Annotated in this window: 17 protein-coding genes, 3 pseudogenes and 1 riboswitch; of the genes and pseudogenes, 9 read left to right on the forward strand and 11 right to left on the reverse strand. The window is 38.4% G+C overall.

Annotated elements, in window-relative coordinates; translation table 11 throughout:
* Positions 1 to 91 precede the first annotated feature (91 nt).
* Positions 92 to 1945 carry a 1-deoxy-D-xylulose-5-phosphate synthase gene (gene dxs / locus NYR89_RS01400; RefSeq protein WP_279446025.1) on the forward strand — a complete coding sequence of 618 codons (1854 nt, stop codon included), beginning with the start codon at positions 92 to 94 and terminating at the stop codon, positions 1943 to 1945.
* Between the two features lie 34 nt (positions 1946 to 1979).
* Here dxs and tyrA read toward each other — a convergent pair whose 3' ends face one another.
* The 4 genes and pseudogenes from tyrA to pyk form a co-directional block, all read right to left on the reverse strand.
* Positions 1980 to 3101: a bifunctional chorismate mutase/prephenate dehydrogenase gene (tyrA, locus tag NYR89_RS01405; protein WP_279446026.1), complete on the reverse strand. Its 1122-nt coding sequence runs from the start codon at positions 3099 to 3101 to the stop codon at positions 1980 to 1982.
* Between the two features lie 111 nt (positions 3102 to 3212).
* A complete protein-coding gene (locus NYR89_RS01410; protein WP_279446027.1) occupies positions 3213 to 4274 on the reverse strand; it encodes a 3-deoxy-7-phosphoheptulonate synthase in 1062 nt (353 codons plus the stop codon).
* 42 nt (positions 4275 to 4316) lie between these two features.
* Positions 4317 to 5364 (reverse strand): annotated as a pseudogene (locus NYR89_RS01415) (glycosyltransferase family 9 protein).
* Between the two features lie 81 nt (positions 5365 to 5445).
* Positions 5446 to 6885 carry a pyruvate kinase gene (gene pyk, locus NYR89_RS01420; protein WP_279446029.1) on the reverse strand — a complete coding sequence of 480 codons (1440 nt, stop codon included), beginning with the start codon at positions 6883 to 6885 and terminating at the stop codon, positions 5446 to 5448.
* A 130-nt stretch (positions 6886 to 7015) separates the two neighbouring features.
* Between pyk and sixA the strand changes: the two genes are divergently transcribed.
* The 3 genes from sixA to fis all read left to right on the forward strand — a co-directional run bounded on the left by sixA (position 7016) and on the right by fis (position 9020).
* Positions 7016 to 7510, forward strand: coding sequence for a phosphohistidine phosphatase SixA (sixA, locus tag NYR89_RS01425; RefSeq protein WP_279446030.1), 495 nt, complete (start codon positions 7016 to 7018; stop codon positions 7508 to 7510).
* 222 nt (positions 7511 to 7732) lie between these two features.
* Entirely contained in the window at positions 7733 to 8695 is a 963-nt protein-coding gene (dusB, locus tag NYR89_RS01430; protein ID WP_279446031.1) for a tRNA dihydrouridine synthase DusB, read from the forward strand.
* A gap of 28 nt (positions 8696 to 8723) precedes the next feature.
* Positions 8724 to 9020, forward strand: a complete 297-nt coding sequence (fis, locus tag NYR89_RS01435; RefSeq protein ID WP_279446032.1) for a DNA-binding transcriptional regulator Fis — start codon at positions 8724 to 8726, stop codon at positions 9018 to 9020.
* Between the two features lie 114 nt (positions 9021 to 9134).
* Here the strand turns inward: fis and NYR89_RS01440 are convergent, their stop codons facing one another.
* From NYR89_RS01440 to trhP, 7 genes and pseudogenes are all read right to left on the reverse strand, one after another.
* Entirely contained in the window at positions 9135 to 10289 is a 1155-nt protein-coding gene (locus NYR89_RS01440; protein ID WP_279446033.1) for an N-acetylmuramoyl-L-alanine amidase, read from the reverse strand.
* A gap of 20 nt (positions 10290 to 10309) precedes the next feature.
* Positions 10310 to 10798 (reverse strand): tRNA (adenosine(37)-N6)-threonylcarbamoyltransferase complex ATPase subunit type 1 TsaE, encoded by a 489-nt coding sequence (tsaE, locus tag NYR89_RS01445; RefSeq protein WP_279446034.1) that lies wholly within the window; start codon positions 10796 to 10798, stop codon positions 10310 to 10312.
* Positions 10799 to 10806: 8 nt separating this feature from the next.
* On the reverse strand, positions 10807 to 11361 hold the full coding sequence (gene orn, locus NYR89_RS01450; protein ID WP_279446035.1) for an oligoribonuclease: 555 nt from the start codon (positions 11359 to 11361) through the stop codon (positions 10807 to 10809).
* A 2-nt stretch (positions 11362 to 11363) separates the two neighbouring features.
* A pseudogene (gene coaD / locus NYR89_RS01455) lies at positions 11364 to 11841 on the reverse strand (pantetheine-phosphate adenylyltransferase).
* A 13-nt stretch (positions 11842 to 11854) separates the two neighbouring features.
* On the reverse strand, positions 11855 to 13135 hold the full coding sequence (gene waaA / locus NYR89_RS01460; RefSeq protein ID WP_279446036.1) for a lipid IV(A) 3-deoxy-D-manno-octulosonic acid transferase: 1281 nt from the start codon (positions 13133 to 13135) through the stop codon (positions 11855 to 11857).
* Positions 13135 to 14382, reverse strand: coding sequence for an O-antigen ligase family protein (locus NYR89_RS01465; protein ID WP_279446037.1), 1248 nt, complete (start codon positions 14380 to 14382; stop codon positions 13135 to 13137). The genes waaA and NYR89_RS01465 overlap by 1 nt, the downstream gene beginning before the upstream one ends.
* Before the next feature lie 263 nt (positions 14383 to 14645).
* Complete coding sequence (trhP, locus tag NYR89_RS01470) at positions 14646 to 16043, reverse strand: prephenate-dependent tRNA uridine(34) hydroxylase TrhP (protein ID WP_279446038.1); 1398 nt, start codon at positions 16041 to 16043, stop codon at positions 14646 to 14648.
* 155 nt (positions 16044 to 16198) lie between these two features.
* On the opposite strand from trhP, the gene NYR89_RS01475 reads away from it, so the two are divergent.
* The 5 genes and pseudogenes from NYR89_RS01475 (at position 16199) to NYR89_RS01495 (ending at position 21522) form a co-directional block, all read left to right on the forward strand.
* Positions 16199 to 16573 carry a cytochrome b562 gene (locus NYR89_RS01475; RefSeq protein WP_279446039.1) on the forward strand — a complete coding sequence of 125 codons (375 nt, stop codon included), beginning with the start codon at positions 16199 to 16201 and terminating at the stop codon, positions 16571 to 16573.
* 91 nt (positions 16574 to 16664) lie between these two features.
* Positions 16665 to 17729 carry an AI-2E family transporter gene (locus NYR89_RS01480; RefSeq protein WP_279446040.1) on the forward strand — a complete coding sequence of 355 codons (1065 nt, stop codon included), beginning with the start codon at positions 16665 to 16667 and terminating at the stop codon, positions 17727 to 17729.
* Positions 17730 to 17976: 247 nt separating this feature from the next.
* A riboswitch (glycine riboswitch) is annotated at positions 17977 to 18080 on the forward strand.
* A 106-nt stretch (positions 18081 to 18186) separates the two neighbouring features.
* Positions 18187 to 19555, forward strand: a pseudogene (locus NYR89_RS01485) (alanine/glycine:cation symporter family protein).
* Positions 19556 to 19621: 66 nt separating this feature from the next.
* Positions 19622 to 20320, forward strand: a complete 699-nt coding sequence (locus NYR89_RS01490) for a thermonuclease family protein (RefSeq protein WP_279446042.1) — start codon at positions 19622 to 19624, stop codon at positions 20318 to 20320.
* Complete coding sequence (locus NYR89_RS01495) at positions 20320 to 21522, forward strand: aminotransferase class V-fold PLP-dependent enzyme (protein WP_279446043.1); 1203 nt, start codon at positions 20320 to 20322, stop codon at positions 21520 to 21522. Before NYR89_RS01490 ends, NYR89_RS01495 begins: the two co-directional genes overlap by 1 nt.
* Positions 21523 to 21548: the final 26 nt, after the last annotated feature.

Raw genomic sequence — 21548 nt, forward strand, 5'->3', positions numbered from 1 at the left:
GGTAAAGCAAATAAGCGGTGAAATTCTCCAATTATTTTGTAATATCCGTGTTAATTCTTTCCTTTGTGGTTAAATTAAATAAGAAAACACTATGCAAAACAAATATCCTCTGTTAAGTCAAATCAACTCTCCGGAAGATTTGCGTTTGCTTGCAAAAGAGCAATTACAGCCTGTGGCAGATGAGCTTCGTGCTTATTTACTGGAATCGGTTAGCCAAACAAGCGGTCATTTAGCCTCCGGTTTAGGGGTGGTAGAGCTTACGGTAGCTTTGCATTATGTTTATCAAACACCTTTTGACCAACTCATTTGGGACGTTGGTCATCAGGCATATCCGCATAAAATTCTGACCGGTCGTCGTGACCAAATGCATACCATTCGTCAAAAGAACGGTATTCATCCTTTCCCTTGGCGTGAAGAAAGCCTCTATGATGTGTTAAGTGTCGGTCATTCCTCTACTTCAATTAGTGCCGGTGTCGGTATTGCCGTAGCGGCGGAAAAAGAAAATGCCGGACGTAAAACCGTATGTGTGATCGGCGATGGTGCAATTACTGCCGGTATGGCATTTGAAGCGATGAACCATGCAGGTGCGATGCATACGGATATGTTAGTCATTTTAAATGACAATGAGATGTCAATTTCCGAGAATGTCGGTGCATTAAATAATCACTTAGCACGAATTTTCTCTGGTTCAATCTATACGACCGTGCGTGACGGCAGTAAAAAAGTCTTGGATAAAGTCCCGACCATTAAAAACTTCATGAAGAAAAGTGAAGAGCATATGAAAGGGGTGATCTCGCCGGAAAGTACCTTGTTTGAAGAGCTGGGTTTTAACTATATCGGCCCGGTTGACGGTCATAATATTGATGAGCTGGTCAAAACGCTTAGCAATATGCGTGAGCTAAAAGGCCCGCAGTTCTTACATATTCGTACCAAAAAAGGTAAAGGCTATGAGCCGGCGGAAAATGATCCGATTGGCTATCACGGCGTGCCTAAATTTGACCCGACTTGTGGACAATTACCGAAATCAAAAACGATTCCAACTTATTCGGATATTTTTGGTAATTGGCTATGTGAAATGGCGGAGCAAGATAGCAAATTAATCGGGATCACACCGGCAATGCGTGAAGGTTCGGGCATGGTGGAGTTTTCAAAACGTTTCCCAGAACAATATTTTGATGTTGCGATTGCCGAACAACATGCGGTGACTTTTGGTGCCGGTTTGGCGATTGCCGGTTATAAACCGGTGGTGGCAATCTATTCAAGTTTCTTGCAACGTGCTTACGATCAGCTGATTCACGATGTCGCTATTCAAAATTTACCGGTGATTTTTGCGATTGACCGTGCTGGGATTGTCGGTGCGGACGGGCAAACTCACCAAGGTGCATTTGATGTGAGCTTTATGCGTTGTATTCCGAATATGACGATTATGTGTCCATCAGACGAAAATGAAATGCGTCAAATGCTTTATACGGCTTATCGTATGAATACACCGGTAGCGGTACGTTACCCAAGAGGTAATGCGAAGGGTGTGGCGTTAGAACCGATGCAAGCACTTGAAGTCGGCAAAGGCAAGCTGATTCAGCAAGGGCAAAAAGTGGCAATTTTAAACTTTGGACCATTGCTAAATGAAGCACGTATCGTGGCAGAAAAGCATAATTACACGCTGGTAGATATGCGTTTTGTGAAACCGATTGATGAACAATTAGTAGCGGAGTTAGCGGATTTTCATGAGTTATTAGTGACTTTGGAAGAAAATGCGATTCAGGGTGGAGCTGGTAGTGCAGTGAATGAATACTTGCAAAAAATCGGTAAAATTCGACCGCTTGTGATGCTTGGTATTCCTGATTTCTTCGTGCCGCAAGCAACTCAGGCGGAAAGCTATACGGATTTAGGCTTAGATGCGACAGGCATTGAGCAGAAAATTCAAGCAATAGTAAATCAATAAGGAAAAAGCTCATCTTAGCAGATGAGCTTTTTTACTATTTACGATTATCATTCGCTTGTTGCAATAAGATTCTGCTTTCTTTTAAGAATTGCTCTGAATAATCACCAAACCAATGATGGACCTCTTCAAATGCCTGAATAAAACCGGCTTTATCATTGTTTTTAAAGAACAATAAGCTGGTTGTAAAAGTGTCTTTCAGTGATTCGATTACCGCGAGATTTTCCGGTTTATCCGAAATAATGTCTGCATATAAGCCACCGTCTTGAGCGAATAAACGTCCTATCATGGCTAATTCTAAACGATAAATCGGTGAAGAAAGAGCCAACAGCTGTGAGAGTTTTACTGATTGACGAGATAAATGTAGACCAAAAGTAAACGTTGAGAAGTGACGCAAAGCTTGAATATAAGTCATTGCGTGATCATGCTCGTGGGCATCAATCACTTCGATTTTTGCTCCCCAGATTTTGATTTGTTCAATCAACCATTCATATTTTTCAGAAAAACGTCCGTGACAGCAGGCAACTAATTGTTTTGCCATTGAAGCGATATCCGGCCCAAACATTGGGTGTAAACCAACCACCGGACCGCTGTGAATTTCTAACATTTTTTCAAGCGGTTGAGCTTTTACTGAGGTCAAATCCGCTAGAATCATATTTTCAGTTAGGAACGGCTGTAAACGCTCAATCGTGTCTAACGTTTTGTTAATTGGCACGCAGACAATTACTAAATCACTACCGCTAAGAATTTGCTCCGCATTGTCCCAATCTTTGTCGCCCAATGTTTCGACTTGGTAACCGGAAAGCCCAAGAAAACGAGCAAATAATCCACCTAATTTACCTTTACCGCCAACAATTACGATTTTATTGATATTTGGGTTAGTTGTTTTGAAGCCGTGCTTATTCTCATTTGCATAAGATTCACGCATGACACGTCTTAATACGTCTTCAATCAAGTCAGCAGGCACACCTTGCTTTTCCGCTTCCTCTCGGCGAGCGGCAATCATTGCGGTTTCACGTTCCGGTGCGTATACAGGAATACCGTGTTCTGATTTTACTTTTCCTACTTCGGCGACTAATTTTAATCGCTCGGCAAACAGCTGGATTAATTGCTGATCAACTCGGTCGATTTTTTCTCGTAAAGGATTTAATGGGGTCATTGATTGTTCCTTCATTCTGTCAGGATAGGTCCTTAAACAAGCGGTCAAATTTGCATAAAATTTTGCAAAATTGACCGCTTCTTCTATTTATCTAGATCCGACTAAATTATTTTACTGTCTTAATTTTTCAGCAAAATTTGTTAATACGTCTTCGGTTGTTTGCCAGTCGATACAAGCATCGGTAATCGATATGCCGTATTTCATTGCACTAAACGGCTGATCTGATGATTGATTACCGGCATTTAAGTGGCTTTCGATCATTAAACCGATAATTGAACTGTTACCATTTAATAATTGTTCTAAGGCATTTTCCGCTACCAATGGTTGACGGCGATAATCTTTATTGGAGTTACCGTGGCTACAGTCAATCATAATTGCTTCTGGTAATCCTGCTTTACGTAATGCTAATTCACATTCTTCCACATATTGCTTTTCAAAGTTTGGCGTTTTACCGCCTCGTAAAATGACATGACCATCTGAGTTACCTTTGGTGTGTAATAGGTTTACTTGACCTTTTTGGTTGATACCGATAAAGCTATGGCTTTGGGTCGCAGATTGTAACGCATTGATTGCCACTGCTAAACCGCCATCCGTACCGTTTTTAAAGCCGACTGCCATTGATAAGCCAGAAGCGAGTTCACGGTGTGTTTGTGATTCGGTTGTACGAGCACCGATCGCAGACCAACTAAACAGATCCGCTAAATACTGTGGCGTCATTGGATCCAATGCTTCAGTTGCAAGTGGTAAACCTAATTCAGCGAGTTCTAGGCATAGTTTACGTCCGACACGTAAACCCGTTTCAACATCAAAAGTCCCATCAATTTTCGGATCGTTGATTAAGCCTTTCCAACCTACGGTTGTACGTGGTTTTTCAAAATAAACACGCATCACGATATAAAGTTTATCTGAAACGGTGTCGGCTAATGCTTTTAATTTTTTTCCATATTCGATAGCCGCAACCGGATCGTGAATAGAGCAGGGACCGATAACAATCAGTTTGCGTGGATCACGTTTATGAATAATATTTGAGATTTCACGACGTGATGTTTCAATTTGTTTACGCAGATGTTCTGGTAATGGAAATTCTGCTTTAAGTTCAGCCGGTGTGAGTAATACTTTTTCGTCAGTAATATTTACATTATGTAAGCTATCTTGGTTAACTACGGTGTTCATTTTTGTTTCCTGTATGTGTAAAAAAAATAATACAGTGCTACTTTACAATTTTACAGCCAGAGTTTCAACTATTTTTTTCTTCACTTCGTCAACAGTAATGCGTTCCATTAATTTTTCGCCTGATTTACTTCTTGCTTTAGTTGCCCAAGGTAACTCATTCCATGGTTTTCCATAATAATCAAGAATAGCTTGATCATACGCTGATACAACGTTGTGTTGATCATTATAAGGCGCTGTACGGCGAGGATTATGAATTGCATATAAGCCGATAACAGGTGTCGATTGTGTGGTTGCAATATGTCTTTGCCCCTGTATCGGGAGAGATAACTAAGTCAACTTGTTTAATTAAGGCGACAAGTTGTTTTAGGCTGGTTTTTCCTGCAATATTGATACAATTCGGTGCAAGTTGTTGAATTTTATTGGCGGTTTCCATTTCATAAGCAGAAGGAGAACCGGCAATGATTACATTAATATTTTGAGCGATAAGCCATTGAGCGATTTCTGCATTAGGTTCTGCACCCCAATCTTTTTCTTTTTTACTGGAACAAGGCGAAAGTAAGACATTTTTCTTAGTTTTATCAATAAAAGCGACACTGTAATCAAGATCGGGTTGGCTTAAAGGCGACGACCAACGAGGGGTTAAATCCGTTACGCCTATTGCTTTAGCAAACATCATTTGCCCATCCAATACATGTGGAGAAGATGTCATTTCCACTTTTTCATTAGTAAAAAGCCACTGCATTTCACGTGCACGATCTCGATTAAAACCGATTTTTTTAGTCGCTTTAATGCCTAATGAAATCATTGAGGCTCGAAAAGCGGTTTGCATATTTAACAGGAAATCGAACCGCTTATCGGCCAGTGTTTTCCAAAGTGTAAATATTCCTTTCCAGCCGGTTTTTTTATCATAAGGAATCAGTTCGACATTTTCCAAACCTTGCATCAGCATAGCTTCGGTTTTGCCGATTATCCAGCTGATCTTAGCATTGGGATATTGGCGTTGAATCGCCTGCACGACAGCAAGAGTATGGCATACGTCACCAATAGCGGAGAGGCGTAAAATACAGATATTAAGCGGTTGTTTTTTCATTAAAATTTGCAAATCAGAGTTATTGATGAATATAACAAAAACCCACGCATTGGCGTGGGCTTTTTAGGATGAATTTAGTGATTATTCAACTGTTAAGATACGGCAAGTATTTGTACCGCCTTCTTTTAATTCATCGCCGTGTGTTAATAACACAACATCACCGGACATTAAATAACCTTTCTCTTTTAATAATGCAAGTGCTTTTTTCGCACCATCGATCGTACGACTTTCTTCATCGTAGAATACCGGTGTTACACCGCGGTAAAGCGCAGAAAGATTTAATGCTTTTTGGTTACGAGATAATGCGTAAATCGGTAAACCTGAGCTGATACGACTCATTAATTTAGCGGTTTCACCTGAGTGAGTTAATGCGATAATTGCAGAAACGCCTTCTAAGTGGTTTGCTGTGTACATTGCTGACATTGCAACCGCTTCATCAATACTTGCAAATTTGCCTTCCATACGGTGACGAGAAATATTGATACTTGGCATTGTTTCAGCACCTAAACATACTTCAGCCATTGATTTAACGGTTTCGATAGGATAATCACCGTTTGCCGTTTCGCCTGAAAGCATTACCGCATCCGTACCGTCTAATACTGCGTTTGCAACGTCCATAACCTCTGCACGTGTCGGCATAGGTTTTTTGATCATTGATTCCATCATTTGCGTTGCAGTAATCACTACGCGGTTTAATTTACGTGCACGACGAATTAAACGTTTTTGTACGCCAACTAATGTCGCATCACCGATTTCAACACCTAAGTCACCACGTGCAACCATTACGACATCAGAACCTAAAATAATATCTTCCATTGCTTCTTCAGTTGCAACGGTTTCAGCACGTTCTACTTTTGCAACAATTTTCGCATTTAAACCGGCTTCTTGTGCTAATTGACGAGCATAGTGTAGGTCCGCACTTGATTGTGGGAATGATACTGCAAGATAGTCAACACCGATTTTCGCCGCTAATTTGATGTCTTCTTTATCTTTGTCTGTTAATGCAGGTGCAGATAAACCGCCACCTAATTTATTGATACCTTTATTGTTTGATAACGGACCGCCAACAGTAACTTCAGTATGAACTTTTACACCTTCAACAGAAAGTACTTTTAATTGAACGTTACCGTCATCTAATAAAAGAATATCGCCCGGTACTACATCGTTTGGTAAGTTTTTGTAGTCTAAACCAACCGCATCTTGGTGGCCTTCACCACGTGGTAAATCAGCGTCTAATGTGAATTTGTCACCGATGTTTAAGAAAATTTTACCATCTTTGAAAGTTGATACACGGATTTTAGGACCTTGTAAGTCACCTAAGATTGCAACTGTTTTTCCTAATTTTGCCGCAATTTCACGTACTTTATTTGCACGTTCAATGTGATCTTCCGGTACACCGTGAGAGAAGTTCATACGAACCATGTTCGCACCAGCGACAATAATTTTTTCTAAGTTATTGCCACGGTCTGTAGCAGGTCCCATAGTACAAACAATTTTAGTTCTTCTGAGTTTTCTTGACATTGATAGACTCCGTAATGGTAGATTTATTTGAAAATTAAAAATTCTTTTATAGACGCTATTGTAACGCCTAAAACGTGAAGTATTATACGCTTAAATCGTGTTGGTTTAAATACAGTAATGAGGTTTTACAATGAATATTTGGGTTATGCGACATGGCGAAGCCGGTTTTAATGCGTTAACGGATAGTGAACGCTCTTTAACTGAAAATGGGCGGAAAATGGCTCTAGAGCAAGGTATTTGGCTTGCTGAACGGCTAATGGCAACTGAGCGAAAATTAGATAAAGTTATAGTGAGTCCTTTTATTCGTGCGAAACAAACCTTTGAATATTTGTTACAAGGTGTCGCTAAGATTGATGTAAATCAAGAGATGTGCATAAAACGTCATTTAGAAATTTGGGATGGCATTACCCCAGAGGGTAATTTAGAAAATGTATTGAATTATTTAGATTTTTTACGTGCAGAAGGTGCAACAAATATATTAATGATTTCCCATTTACCTCTTGTATATGATTTAGTCTCAAATTTAACGATGCATCAAGATTCGGTACATTTTTATCCAGCAGTCATCGCGGAGTTAGAGTGGACAACAAACCTAGGGAAAATTACTTTGGTCAAAAAACTGTAAGACCTCTCATTTTGGCAAAAATCTTTAAGAATTTTAAATTTTTTAACAATTGTCGAATAAATAGACTTCCATATTTAGGAAAAAGTGCGTATCATACGCACCTCAAAATCAGCTTAGGCTGACAAAGATTGATGAAAGAGTACGGTTTTTTAGCCGTACTTTTTATTTGGATTTTCGTCTTGTTAAATTTGTTTTAAATTTAATCACTTATAGGGAAAAGTAATGCGTATTGGACAATATGAATTTAAAAACCGTATTTTCCTTGCGCCTATGGCAGGTATTACCGATCAGCCTTTTCGCCGTTTGTGTAGTAAACTTGGAGCAGGTTTAACTTTTTCAGAGATGATGTCCGCAAATCCTGATGTATGGCATACGGAAAAATCTCGATTGAGACTTGCTCATCATGAAGAGATTGGCGTAAATGCAGTACAAATTGCAGGATCTGATCCGACTGAAATGGCGATGGCGGCAAAAGTAAATGTCGAGTATGGTGCTCAAATTATTGATATTAATATGGGATGCCCAGCAAAAAAGGTAAACAAAAAAATGGCAGGCTCTGCTTTATTACGTGAACCGGATTTAGTTGCTCGTATTTTAGATGCTGTTGTTAGTGCTGTTGATGTTCCTGTAACATTAAAAATTAGAACGGGGTGGGATCAAGAGAATAGAAATTGCTTAGCGATTGCACAGATTGCGGAAAAAGCTGGGATCTCAGCATTAACCATACATGGTCGTACGAGAGCTTGCTTATTTGAAGGGCAAGCCGAATATGACAGTATTAAAGCAGTAAAGCAGGCAATATCTATTCCGGTTATTGCTAATGGCGATATAACTTCTGCAAAAAAAGCAAAATATGTCTTAGATTATACTAACGCAGATGCGGTCATGATTGGTCGAGGCAGTTTTGGTCGCCCTTGGCTTTTTAAGGAAGTTGAACAATTTTTAGAGAACGAGCAAATTGTTGATTTATCTCTTATGGATAAATGCCAACTTATGTTCAAGCATATCGAAGAACTTCATCAATTTTATGGTGAGGAGAAAGGTTACCGTATTGCGAGAAAACATGTAGGTTGGTATATGGATCAATTAGTGCCGGACTCAAATTTTAGACGTACTTTCAATACGTTAGATTCAGCAAAAGAGCAATTAATAGTATTGGAAGATTTCATAGAATCGATTCGTTAGAATCCTTATTTTAGTTGGATAGAGGACAATGTTAGAACAACAACCTGTACAAAACCCATTAACGGTATCAATGTTAAATGCTCAAGCTCAACAAGTGAATAAACCACTTCGTGATAATGTGAAAGCGACATTAAAAAATTATTTATCTCAATTAAACGGTGAAGATCCAACAGAATTATATGAATTAGTATTATCTGAGATCGAACACCCAATGTTGGATATGGTAATGCAATATACACGTGGTAACCAAACCCGTGCGGCAACAATGTTAGGTATTAACCGTGGTACATTACGTAAAAAATTAAAAAAATACGGTATGGGCTAATCTTTAGGGATTTAGGGATTCTTGATAAAAAACCTCACTATTCAGTGAGGTTTTTTTGTTTTCAGATAATAGGCGGTTAATTTACAATATATGAATTTAACCGCCTATTGAATGTTATTGCACTTTGAGTTTTTTGCCTACGGTAATCTTATTGTTCTTGATATCGTTTAGTTTACTCAATTTTTCCGGTGTCGTGTTATAAACTCGAGCAATAGAGTAGAGCGTTTCATCTTGTTGAACAATGTGATATCCGTTTGTAGATTTTTTTGGGTCAGTACGTTTTGAATTTTCATCATTTGTCTGTTTAGATTTACTTTCCGGCTCTTTAGCCTTTTCCTGAGCTGGTTTATCTTTAGATGATTTTTCTGGCTTCTTATCAGATAATTGTTCTTTAGATTTCTCTTTTGGTTCTTGTTTATCTGATAATTTTGCTGTACGAACGGTATCAGATTTTTGAATCTTATCTTCTTCCTTCACCTCTTGATAAACTGTCGTTTTATTACTTCCGTAATGTTTTGAACGGTAATTAACTAATCCATTATAAATTGCTCGAGCAATTTTACGGCGATAAGCCGGATTAGCCAGTTGTTGCTCTTCCGTTGTATTCGATAAAAAGCCTGTTTCCACTAAGATAGAGGTAATATCAGGAGAGCGTAATACACTTAAGCTCGCATGTTGAGGAGCATTTTTCGCCAAGGCAGTAACATTCCCCAAACGGGAAAGGACGCTTTTACCTAACTCATAGCCTGAACGTTGAGAGTGTGAAAACTGGAGATCAAGTACGGTTTGATTGAGATAACGCTCATTATTATTCGATAATACCGAACCGGCTCCGCCTAATAATTCGGATTGTTTTTCATGATCTTCTAGCCATTTACCCATCTCATCACTTGCTCGGCGATTCGAAAGTACCCAAACTGAAGCCCCTTTTTGGCTGGCTGAATTAGGGGAAGAATCTGCATGGATTGATATTAAATAATTAGCACGATTTTTTCTCGCAATTTCAGTACGTTCAGGAAGTTGAATAAAATAATCGCTTTTACGTGTCATTACTGCTTTAAAATTAGGATCAGCATCTAATAACGCCTTTAATTCTTTTGAGATCCCTAATGTCACTTCTTTTTCTTTAATACCCAACGTTTTACCAATCGCACCGGGGTCTTTACCACCATGTCCTGCATCAATCACAACAACAGTTTTCGCATAACTTGTTAGGCTAATGGTTAAGCCAAATAAACTCATAGCGAGATAATTTACTAACTTTTTCATCTTCTTCCTTATTAAGCGGTCTAATTTTCCTGATATTTTGCTAAAATTTGTTTTCCTGTTTCATTTTGAGGGATAAGAGTAAGATTTCGACCTTTATCAGCATAATCGATTTGAACTAGAACATCCGCATCCGGAATCATTCCTTTTCCCTTACCTGCCCATTCCAGTAAACAAAGCGTTTGTGGACGAAAATAATCACGAATCCCCATAAACTCTAATTCTTCAGGATCACTTAATCGATATAAATCAAAGTGATAAAGTGAGAATGGCGGTAAATGATATTCTTCTACTAGCGTATAAGTTGGGCTTTTTACATTCCCCAGATGTCCAAAGGTATGCACAATACTACGTGTTAAGGTAGTTTTCCCTGCACCTAATTCCCCATTTAGATAAATGACTAGTGAATGTTCCGTATTTTGTTGTAAGTAGGATTTTATTGTTTGGGCAAATTGTTGCCCAAACATTAGCATTTGTTCTTCGGTAGGAAAATAAAATGTTACTTGTGACATCTGATTCATTATTTCTCTAAATTGATGAAATGTGTACGATAAAATTTAAGTTCTTCAATAGATTCTCGAATATCATCTAAAGCTAAGTGGGTATTTTTTTTGGTAAATTGCTCAAGAATTTGTGGTTTCCAGCGGCGAGCAAGCTCTTTTAATGTACTCACGTCAAGGTGACGATAATGAAAGTAATCAGCAAGATCCGGCATATATTTATATAAGAAACGTTTATCTTGCGGTACGCTATTACCACAAATCGGTGAAGCACCTTTTGGCACCCATTGTTTTAAAAAATCCAGCGTTTGTAATTCAACTGCACGTTCGGTTAATTTACTCTGTTTAACACGCTCGATTAAGCCGTTCTCAGTATGCGTTTTTATACACCAATCACTCATTTTATTCAGTAATTCATCAGATTGATGTACGGTTAAGACAGGACCTTCCGCAAGAATATTTAGATCTTTATCCGTTATGATAGTTGCTACTTCAATAATTCGTTCTTTTTCAGGATCTAGTCCAGTCATTTCAAGATCGATCCAAATTAAATTTTGACTATCTAATTTACTCATCTTTATTCCTTTTCTTTTAATGCATTTAAAACCGGGTATGGGACAAATTGTGCGATATTTCCTTGATGTCGATAAATTTCTCTGACCATAGTAGAGGACAGATAACGCCATTGTACGGCAGGGGGAAGAAAAATCGTTTCTAAACTCTCGGCCAATTTTTCGTTAAGTTGTGCTAATTGAATTTCATATTCAATATCATCGCTTCCCCGTATACCTCGAATTAACGCTTTTGCTTGATGTTTTACGGCAAAATCTGCAAGTAATCCACTAAATCCGACCGCTTGCACATTACTTAGATGACTACAACTTTGCTGAACTAATGTGGTACGTTCTTCGAGTGAGAAAAACGGTTGCTTACTTGGATTTTTGGCCACAGCGACAATTACCTTACCAAATAATTGTGCTTGCACGTTCAATAATGTCCAAATGTCCGTTGGTAATCGGATCGAAAGTTCCTGCATAGATAACGGTATAACTCATTTTCTGTCCTATATTATGTGTCTAAATAAGGCGAAAGTAGATTGATATGACGTTTCAAAGCACCTTGATTTTCTTTTAATACGTCAAAACCGGCTTGGCTAATTTTTTGTCCGACTTTAGGATTGCTCAGTAGGAAATGTACAGCTTGGGCCAAATCCTGCTCATCACTTTTTACTTCAACTACACCTTTAACATAACGTAATTTAGAGAATATTTCTGGAAAATTAAACGTATGTACACCAGAAATGACAGGAAGTTCAAAAGCAATCGGCTCTAATGGATTATGTCCGCCGTGTTTGACTAAACTTCCGCCAACAAATGCGATTTTAGCCAGTCCATAAAAGAGCATCATTTCTCCCATGGTATCGCCTAACAGCACTTGTGTTTGCGGTTTTAGTGGTAATTTGCTAGTACGTGTAGCATAAATTAATTCAGATTTACTTAATAATTCTTTAACTTGATTAAAGCGTTCAGGATGACGAGGGACTAAAATCAATACCAAATCAGGCCATATTTCGAGTAATTTTTTATGTGCTTCTAAAACGAGTTTTTCTTCCCCATCATGGGTACTACCTGCAACCCAAACTGAGCGAGTAGATAATTTTAATTCTTTTCTAACGCTTTCTACTTTTTGGCGTAGCTCGGGAGTAATTTCTAAATCAAATTTAAGATTTCCGGTATTAATTAAATGTTCTGCCGGAAAACCTAAGTTAAGATAACGCTCTGCACTTACAGCATCTTGAGCCATAATGGATGAAATTTTAGTTAGCATATCTTTTAATCCGGCTTTAATCCAGCCGTAACGTTTTGCTGAACGAGGGGATAATCTTGCATTGGCAATTACAAACGGAATTTTTTTCAGATGTGCTTGATGAATAAGATTTGGCCATAATTCCGTTTCGATCACAATAATTAATTTAGGATCGATAAATTTCAGAAAACGATTGACCGCATCCGGTAAATCGTAAGGCAGATAGAAATGGGATACACTACTGCCAAAAGCCGCTCGCACACGAGCCGAACCGGTAGGAGTAACCGTTGTTACCGTAATTTTAAGTTTTGGATATTTTGTTTGAATCGCTTTGATCAGTGGCGTTGCGGCAATAACTTCTCCGACGGAAGCGGCGTGAATTATCACTCCTTTAGCTTTTGGTTTTGCATTTTCATTATAATAGCCGTAACGTTCTAAAAGTCTACGGCGATAAGCCGGTTGCTTATAACCCCGTTTCCACATCATTAATAAAATAAACGGTTGGATAATGTAGCTTAAAATAGTATAGAAAAAACGTAACACTATTGTGTCTCCGTAAGCGGTTTATTTAAGGTCGCTTTTTGTAAGCCTAAGAAAATTACGGTTGTAATAAAATAAAACATAGCACCCGAATTATGCGATAAAAATGCTTGAGTCAAAAAATAACTCATCATTAATAAAATATGGGTAATCCCCAATACCCCCCATAAATGAGGGAGAGAACTTGGTTCTGATTGTTTTAAGCGAGTCCAGAATAAAGCCAGCGGCACGAATAAAGTCGCAAGTAATGCGATAAGCCCTATGATGCCTCTAGTTGAAGCATCATGTAGATATTGATTATGTGCATGACCAAAACTTGCGGCATATTCAGAGATTTTTCCTTCAGAAAAATGCTGTTTGCGCATTTCTTTCACACCTTGGAGTCCCCAACCGAAGATAGGTTTTTCTTGAATACCAAGAACAGCACTTTTCCACATATCAAAACGAGCACCGACTGAGGTACTTTTATTTGAACCATCGACGTAAGCCATAATATCACTTTGTGCATCAAGGTAACGTTTGTGAATTGTCTCACTAGTAAAAATGCCGCCGGTAAGCGTAATTAATAATACGCCTGAGATAAGCCATTTTGATAGTGATTTACGGTTAAGCCAAAAGATAATGAATAGTACGAACGGTACACCAACCCATGCTCCTCTTGCAGTAGTGAGAAAGCTGGCAATAATAGCAAATAATGCTGCAATTAGGCTGAAATACATGGCGAAACGCTTTTTTTGTGTATAAAAATAAAATAATGTGCAGAATGAAAACATTGCTAATGACATGGCGATGTCTCCAGCTTGAATATGCATAACTTTGGGAAACGGTCTGATAAAGTTAAACCCAAATACTTGGACCATACTCGTAATACCGATACCAATTCCAGCAATTAAGATCGCATAAACAATCCATAGTTGTTTGAGCTGGTGTTTATAAAATATCGCTAAAATAGGTAAGGCTAATAAAGCTCGAGCGACAAGCTCTAATTCGCTACTTTTTCCTTTATGTACAATAAACGATATGACGAAGAGTAAGAAATAACAGATAAAAGTGATAATTAGCCATTTATCGGATTTTACTAAATGATAGGAGTTATTTTTTATGTCCGATACGAGTAATGCTATGCCGGATAATGCTAATAAGATAGGGATAAGACTGTAACTAAGTTTAAATTGAAGTATTAAAATAAAAAACAAAGCAATTAGTCCCGAATAGATTTGGCTTTTATTATTTTTAATTTTCTCTAGCATAAGAGTCCCACATAAAAAAGTGTAATGAAAATGAAATATTATACTGAAAAATTAAGAATATACGGAAGCAAAAGCAAGATCTTTTAATTAAATTCACAAATTAGATAAAAATAGACATAAAAAAACCCCTCATTCCAGAGGGGCAAAACTTATTATGGAGTCATACTTCTTTGAGTATTGAACAAAATTATATGTATTCAACATTCAAATTCAATAACAAACGTGTAACATTTACATACTTCTGATTAATTTTGTGAAGTCGATCACGCTTTATGCGGATTTCTTGTATTAGAGTCTATAAGATTACGCATTAAAAGGGCATAATCCAAATCGATATCCGCCGGTACGTCTAAAAAGACAAAATGCCCATCACCAAGCCCCGCTTCCACTTGTTCGTTTTTACGGTTTAGCATACGTTCGATTTTAAATACGATATTACCTTTTGGCGTCATCATTTCTACCGAATCCCCCACAAGGAATTTATTTTTTACCGCCACTTCAGCCATACCTTCGGCGTTACGCTTACCGGTAAATTCACCGACAAATTGCTGGCGTTCAGAAATTGAGTAGCCATATTCATAGTTTTGGTATTCATCATGCGTATGACGGCGTAAGAAACCTTCGGTATAACCACGGTGTGCAAGTGACTCTAAAGTATCCATTAATGATTCATCAAACGGTTTACCTGCCGCCGCATCGTCAATCGCTTTACGGTAAACTTGAGCAGTACGTGCACAGTAGTAGAATGACTTAGTACGTCCCTCAATTTTAAGTGAGTGAACCCCCATTTGGGTTAATCTTTCTACGTGTTGTACGGCACGTAAGTCTTTGGAGTTCATAAAGTAAGTACCGTGTTCATCTTCAAATGCGGTCATTTGTTCGTCCGGACGGTTTGGCTCAGTATATAAGAATACTTTATCCGTATGTGAACCTTCGCCTAATGTCGGCGCAATATTTTTCACTTCAATTTCCGGCTCATAACGTTGAACGGCAGATTGCGGCACGATATTACCGACTTCATCGGTTGTGCCTTCTTCCATTTTGTATTCCCAACGGCAAGCGTTGGTACAAGTACCTTGGTTCGGGTCACGTTTATTGATATAACCGGATAATAGGCGACGACCTGAATATGCCATACAAAGTGCACCGTGTACGAAGATTTCAAGCTCGATATCCGGCACTTGCTGGCGGATTTCTTCGATTTCTTCCAATGATAATTCACGTGAAAGAATGACACGAGTAAGTCCCATCTGTTTCCAGAATTTTACCGTCGCCCAGTTTACCGCATTCGCTTGTACCGAAAGATGAATATCGATTTCCGGGAAGTTTTCACGTACTAACATAATTAAACCAGGATCGGACATGATCAACGCATCCGGTTTCATATCCACCACAACTTTTAGATCTTTGATAAAGGTTTTAAGTTTTGAGTTGTGCGGCGCGATATTCACCACCACATAGAATTTTTTGCCTAAGCTATGTGCTTCATCAATCGCAATTTGTAAATTAGCGTGGTTAAATTCATTGTTACGGACACGTAAACTATAGCGAGGTTGACCGGCATAAACGGCATCTGCACCATAAGCAAAAGCATAGCGCATATTTTTTAAGGTGCCGGCAGGCGAAAGTAATTCGGGTTTAGGGTATTTTAATTCGGACATAGGTTTATTCTCTTCTGATAACAAGTCAGGACCTCCCACAAGTGGAAGGCGTAAAAGTGTCTATTTTCCAAGAAATATCGCTTTCTAGCAAGCAATAGATAGATTAGAATGCGACTTTTTGTGCTTAATTCATTTCGTTGAAATGTGGGAAAATTATGAAAAAATTTAAATGGCTAGTTGTAGCGACAGTTTTGGCATTTTCGAGTATGGCTTTTTCAAAGGGAGTTATGATGGAAATGTTCCAAATGAAAAAACAGTTAAATGTATTGCAAGATGCGGAGACAACGGAACAATTCCAAACTTCTATCGCGGCATTTTTACAGCAAGCTGAAAAAGCGAAAGAGAAGATGCCGGCTAGTCTGGACGGTGATCAAGAACGTTTTGTTGGTTATCAAGCGGCAATGCAACAAGTAATTGATGTTGCGAAGCAAGCAGATAAGCAAGCTCAGCAAGGGAATTTAGTGCAAGCAAAACAGATGCTGGAAGTACTTAATGATATGAAGCAAAAGTATCATTCAGAATATAAGTAAAAATAGGAAGCGGTTGGGTTTTAGTGTTTATAACAAAAAATATTAAAATTTGACCGCTTATTTTTTATCCTGGCTCATTTTTTGGGGAATTATGGAACACACTTCATCATTAACTAAAGTCTTAGTCGCTACGGCTTCAATCATTATCATTCTTGCCGGTGTAAAAATGGCGGGCGAAATTATTATTCCGTTTTTACTTTCGTTATTTATTGCGATTATTTGTTCGCCGATTATTAAATTTATGACGAATCGCCGTATACCATTAGGTATTGCAATCAGTCTGTTATTAGGCTTGATTATTTTGGTGTTCTTTTTTATTGCCGGTATGGTTAATAGTGCAATTCAGGAATTTACCGCATCAATTCCACAATACAAAGTATTACTCACTGAGCGTTTAGATACGATATTCGCTTTGATTAAAGCCTATAATTTACCAGTTAGCGTGACCCAAGAAGACATAATTAGTAAATTTGATCCAAGCGTGGTAATGAATTTTGTTAGCCGTTTGTTATTGAGCTTTTCCGGCGTAGTGTCGAATATTTTTGTACTCTTTCTTGTCGTCATTTTTATGTTATTTGAATCACCAATGGCGAAATATAAATTGGCGTTAGCACTAAGCCCCGATGATGATTTATCAAATGAAGAATATTATCTTAATCAAGTCCTAGACGGCGTAATCGGCTATTTAGGGGTGAAAACCGTCGTGAGTGCCTTGACCGGCATTTCAATTTGGATTTTACTGGTTATGCTTGATGTACAATATGCCGTACTTTGGGCAACACTTGCATTTTTACTTAATTATATTCCTAATATCGGTTCATTTTTAGCTGGGATTCCAATAGTGTTGCAAGCTCTCTTGTTAAATGGTTTCTCGATAGGTATCGGCGTATTGGCCGGAGTCGTCGGTATAAATATGCTGTTTGGTAATGTGTTAGAGCCGAGAATGATGGGAAAACGTTTGGGATTATCAACATTGGTGGTATTTCTTTCCTTATTATTTTGGGGCTGGTTACTCGGCACGGTCGGTATGTTATTGTCCGTACCATTGACGATGGCATTAAAAATTGCATTAGAATCCAGTCAATCGACCCGCCGTTATGCAATATTGCTGGGAGATGTTTCAGAAATCTCTCGGATTAATAACCATAATGATTAGCAGAAGAAAGCGACCGTTATTAATGATAGCGGTCGTTTTTTTATTATATTGTGTAACCTATAATCAAAAAGCAAACGTTTGCGTAAAAATGTATTTCAGAACTATTGACGATTATTAAAGAATATGTAGAATTCAATTTATTCTTTTTTATAAAAGATACGTTCGGATGAAGGTAGCTGGAGAAGAGTGAAAACTCTACCGACGAGGTAAAATCTTTCAGGTGCTAGCGATAGCGAGGACAGTTACTGGACGAACCCTTGGAGAGATCCAATCCATATCAATGGAAAATGGACGCCGAAGGCGCAAGTACGTAAGTATGAAACGCTCAGGCAAAAGGACAGGGGAGAAAAGTGCACCTATTTTTCTATAGGTGGTTTTTTGTCATTTTTTTAGCAAAATTTAACCGCTATAGTCTGCTTTTCTTTCCTTGTAATCAAATTTTACGAGGAACCAACAAATGTCATTTGACGCAATTCTTAATCAAATCAATAGCCTTATTTGGGGCGCCCCTCTTTTAATTTTACTTTCCGGTGTCGGTTTATATTTAACTTTCGCTTTAAAAGGGATTCAATTTAGCCAGTTAGGTAGAGCATTTATCTATATGTTTAAACCTGAAAAAGGAGAGGGACAATCGGGAGATATCTCTGCTTTTGCGGCACTTTCTACTGCACTTGCCGCAACAATCGGTACCGGTAATATTGTCGGTGTGGCAACCGCTATTCACTCAGGCGGGCCGGGTGCATTATTTTGGATGTGGCTGATTGCGTTATTCGGTATGGCGACCAAATATGCGGAAGGCTTATTAGCGATTAAATTCCGTGGTCGTGATAAAGACGGTTTTATTGCCGGTGGTCCAATGTATTATATCGAAATGGGGATGGGTAAAAAGTGGAAATGGTTGGCAAAAGCCTTCGCTTTCTTCGGTGTATTGGTTGCATTATTAGGGATCGGTACATTCCCACAAGTAAATGGGATTACTCACTCATTAGAATCGACCTTTGATGTGCCGGTTGTATTTAGCTCAATTATTTTAACTTTAGTAGTCACTTCGATTGTGTTAGGTGGGGTTAAACGCATCTCTAAAATCGCAACGATTGTCGTTCCATTTATGGCTGTCGCTTATGTGATTGCTTCGGTCAGCGTGTTAATTATGAATGCGGAAAAAGTGCCGGATGCGATTGTATTAATTGTGCATGCGGCATTTGATCCGGAAGCGGCATTAGGCGGTGCATTCGGCTTCACGGTGATGCAAGCGATTCAATTAGGGGTTGCACGTGGTATTTTCTCGAATGAATCAGGCTTAGGTTCTGCACCGATTGCCGCTACAGCAGCCGCAAACTAAAGAGCCGGTGCGTCAAGGTTTAATTTCAATGACGGGTACTTTCTTAGATACGATTATTGTATGTACTATGACCGGTTTAGTTATTGTGTTAACTGGAGCTTGGACCGGTGAAGCTAAAGGTGCAGAATTAACCAATTTAGCATTTAACCAGGGTTTAGAAAGTTCGTTCGGTGCCGTGGTTGTGACGATCGGTTTAATTTTCTTCGCATTTACGACGATTTTAGGTTGGTGTTATTACGGTGAACGTTGCTTCGTTTATTTAACGAATGGTAAAACGCAAGGCATTAAATTCTATCGTTTACTATTTATTTTATTGATTGCATCTGCACCGTTCTTACAATTAAATACAATTTGGACAATTGCGGATATCGTAAATGGCTTAATGGCATTTCCAAATCTGATTGCATTGATCGCATTACGTAAAGTGATTATTGAAGAAACTAAAAATTATTTCTTCCGTTTAAAAAACGGCGAACTTGAATAAGGCTTACGCCGAGTGATTGAAAATCTGTTAAAGTGTAGGGTAAAACCTACACTTTTTTATTTTTATATGAAATTTAGCTATTTTTTAATTTTTTTATCTTTTAATTTATTGTTTACATCGAGTGTTTATGCTGATTCAAATGAAGGAATACGTTGTAAAGTGGTTGGTATCGCCGATGGCGATACATTGACGTGTTTGCATAAACGTACACAACTTAAAGTTCGTTTATTATATATAGATGCACCGGAATCAGCCCAACCTTACGGCAAGAAAGCGAAACAAGCTTTAGCAAATTTAGTGTTTAAACAACAAGTGACATTACATAATAGCGGTTATGATCGCTATCAGCGTGTTTTAGCAGTCGTTTATGACGAACAGGATCGTAATATCAATTTGTTATTGGTCAAAAAAGGTATGGCGTGGGCGTACCGTGAAACGCAACCAATTTATGAGCAGACGATGCTAAAAGCAAAAAAAGCGGAGATAGGCTTATGGCAAGATAAATCGCCTATTGACCCGGCAGAATGGCGAAAGGTACATAGTCATGACAAGCGGTCTGATTGGGGCTGGAATTGGCAAGATATTTGGAAAAAACGACCGCTTGCTAAAGCAGAGGCGATTGATTGTAGTCAGACCTTACATTGTAGCGATTTTAGTGATTACCAAAATGCAAAACGTTATTTTGACCAATGCGGTTCCAAAACAATGGATGGTAATCACGACGGTATTCCTTGTAATAAATTGTATCGAGAGGCAAAGCATTAATGAATATGCAACAAACGGAAGCATTTAGAGCTCAGTTTCCTTTTTTTAAGCAACAAGCCGCATGGACCTATCTGGATTCAGCGACAACCGCCTTAAAACCTCAAGTATTGATTGATAGCACTACAGAATTTTATACCTCGGCAGGTTCGGTGCATCGCGACCAATATGATCTTGCTCAAAGCCAAGCTTATGAACGAGCAAGAGATTTAGTTGCCGCTCGTTTTAATGTGGAATCTCGTAATGCCGTTATTTGGACAAGTGGTACAACTCATGCGATTAACTTAGTGGCATATGGTTTAGAGCATTTAGTACAAGCTGATGATGAGATCATCATCTCGGTTGCTGAACATCATGCGAATTTTATTCCATGGCAACAGTTAGCACAGCGTAAGCAAGCGAAATTAATCGTTTTGCCATTAGACACAAATTTTCAGTTAAATCCGACCGCTTTACAGAAAAATATTTCTGAAAGAACTAAAATTATTGCCTTGAATTTAGTGTCAAATGTTACTGGTGTACGCCAGCCTATTGAGCAACTCATTCCAATCATTCGCCAACATTCAAATGCAAAGATTTTATTAGATTGTGCCCAAGCAGTCTGTTGTGAAAAGGTTGATGTACAACAACTGGGTGCGGATTTTTATGCTTTTTCCGCACATAAAATGTATGGGCCGACCGGAGTCGGCGTATTAACTGGCAAATTGCAAAGTTTAGAGCAAATCCGACCGCTATTTTTCGGTGGTAAAATGCTGAATGATGTATCAGAATCCTCGCTTTCTGTTGCTGATTTACCTTATCGATTAGAGGCTGGTACTCCGAATATTGCGGGGATTATTGGCTTTGGTACTGTTTTAGCATGGTTGAAACAATGGGATTTTGATGCTTTAAATCAGTCAGTAAGTAACTTGGCAGAAACGGCTTACAAGCGATTAAAAAATTATAAAAATATTCAAGTTTTTTCACAACAAGGCTGTTCTACAATCAGTTTTACCTTTGTGGGGATTCATCATGCCGATATTGCGGCAGTCATGGCAGAGAGTAAGATTGCTTTACGGGCAGGGGAACATTGTGCTAAACCCTATTTAACTTATTTAAAACAAAGCGGTACGCTGAGAATTTCCTTAGCTCATTATAACAATAGTGTAGATTTGGAACGATTGTTTAATGCCTTGGATTTAGCCCTAGATATTTTAGTGGATTAGATCAAAAAAAATTTAAATTTTGCTAG

This window comes from Actinobacillus arthritidis (assembly GCF_029774155.1).
Taxonomy (GTDB): domain Bacteria; phylum Pseudomonadota; class Gammaproteobacteria; order Enterobacterales; family Pasteurellaceae; genus Actinobacillus; species Actinobacillus arthritidis.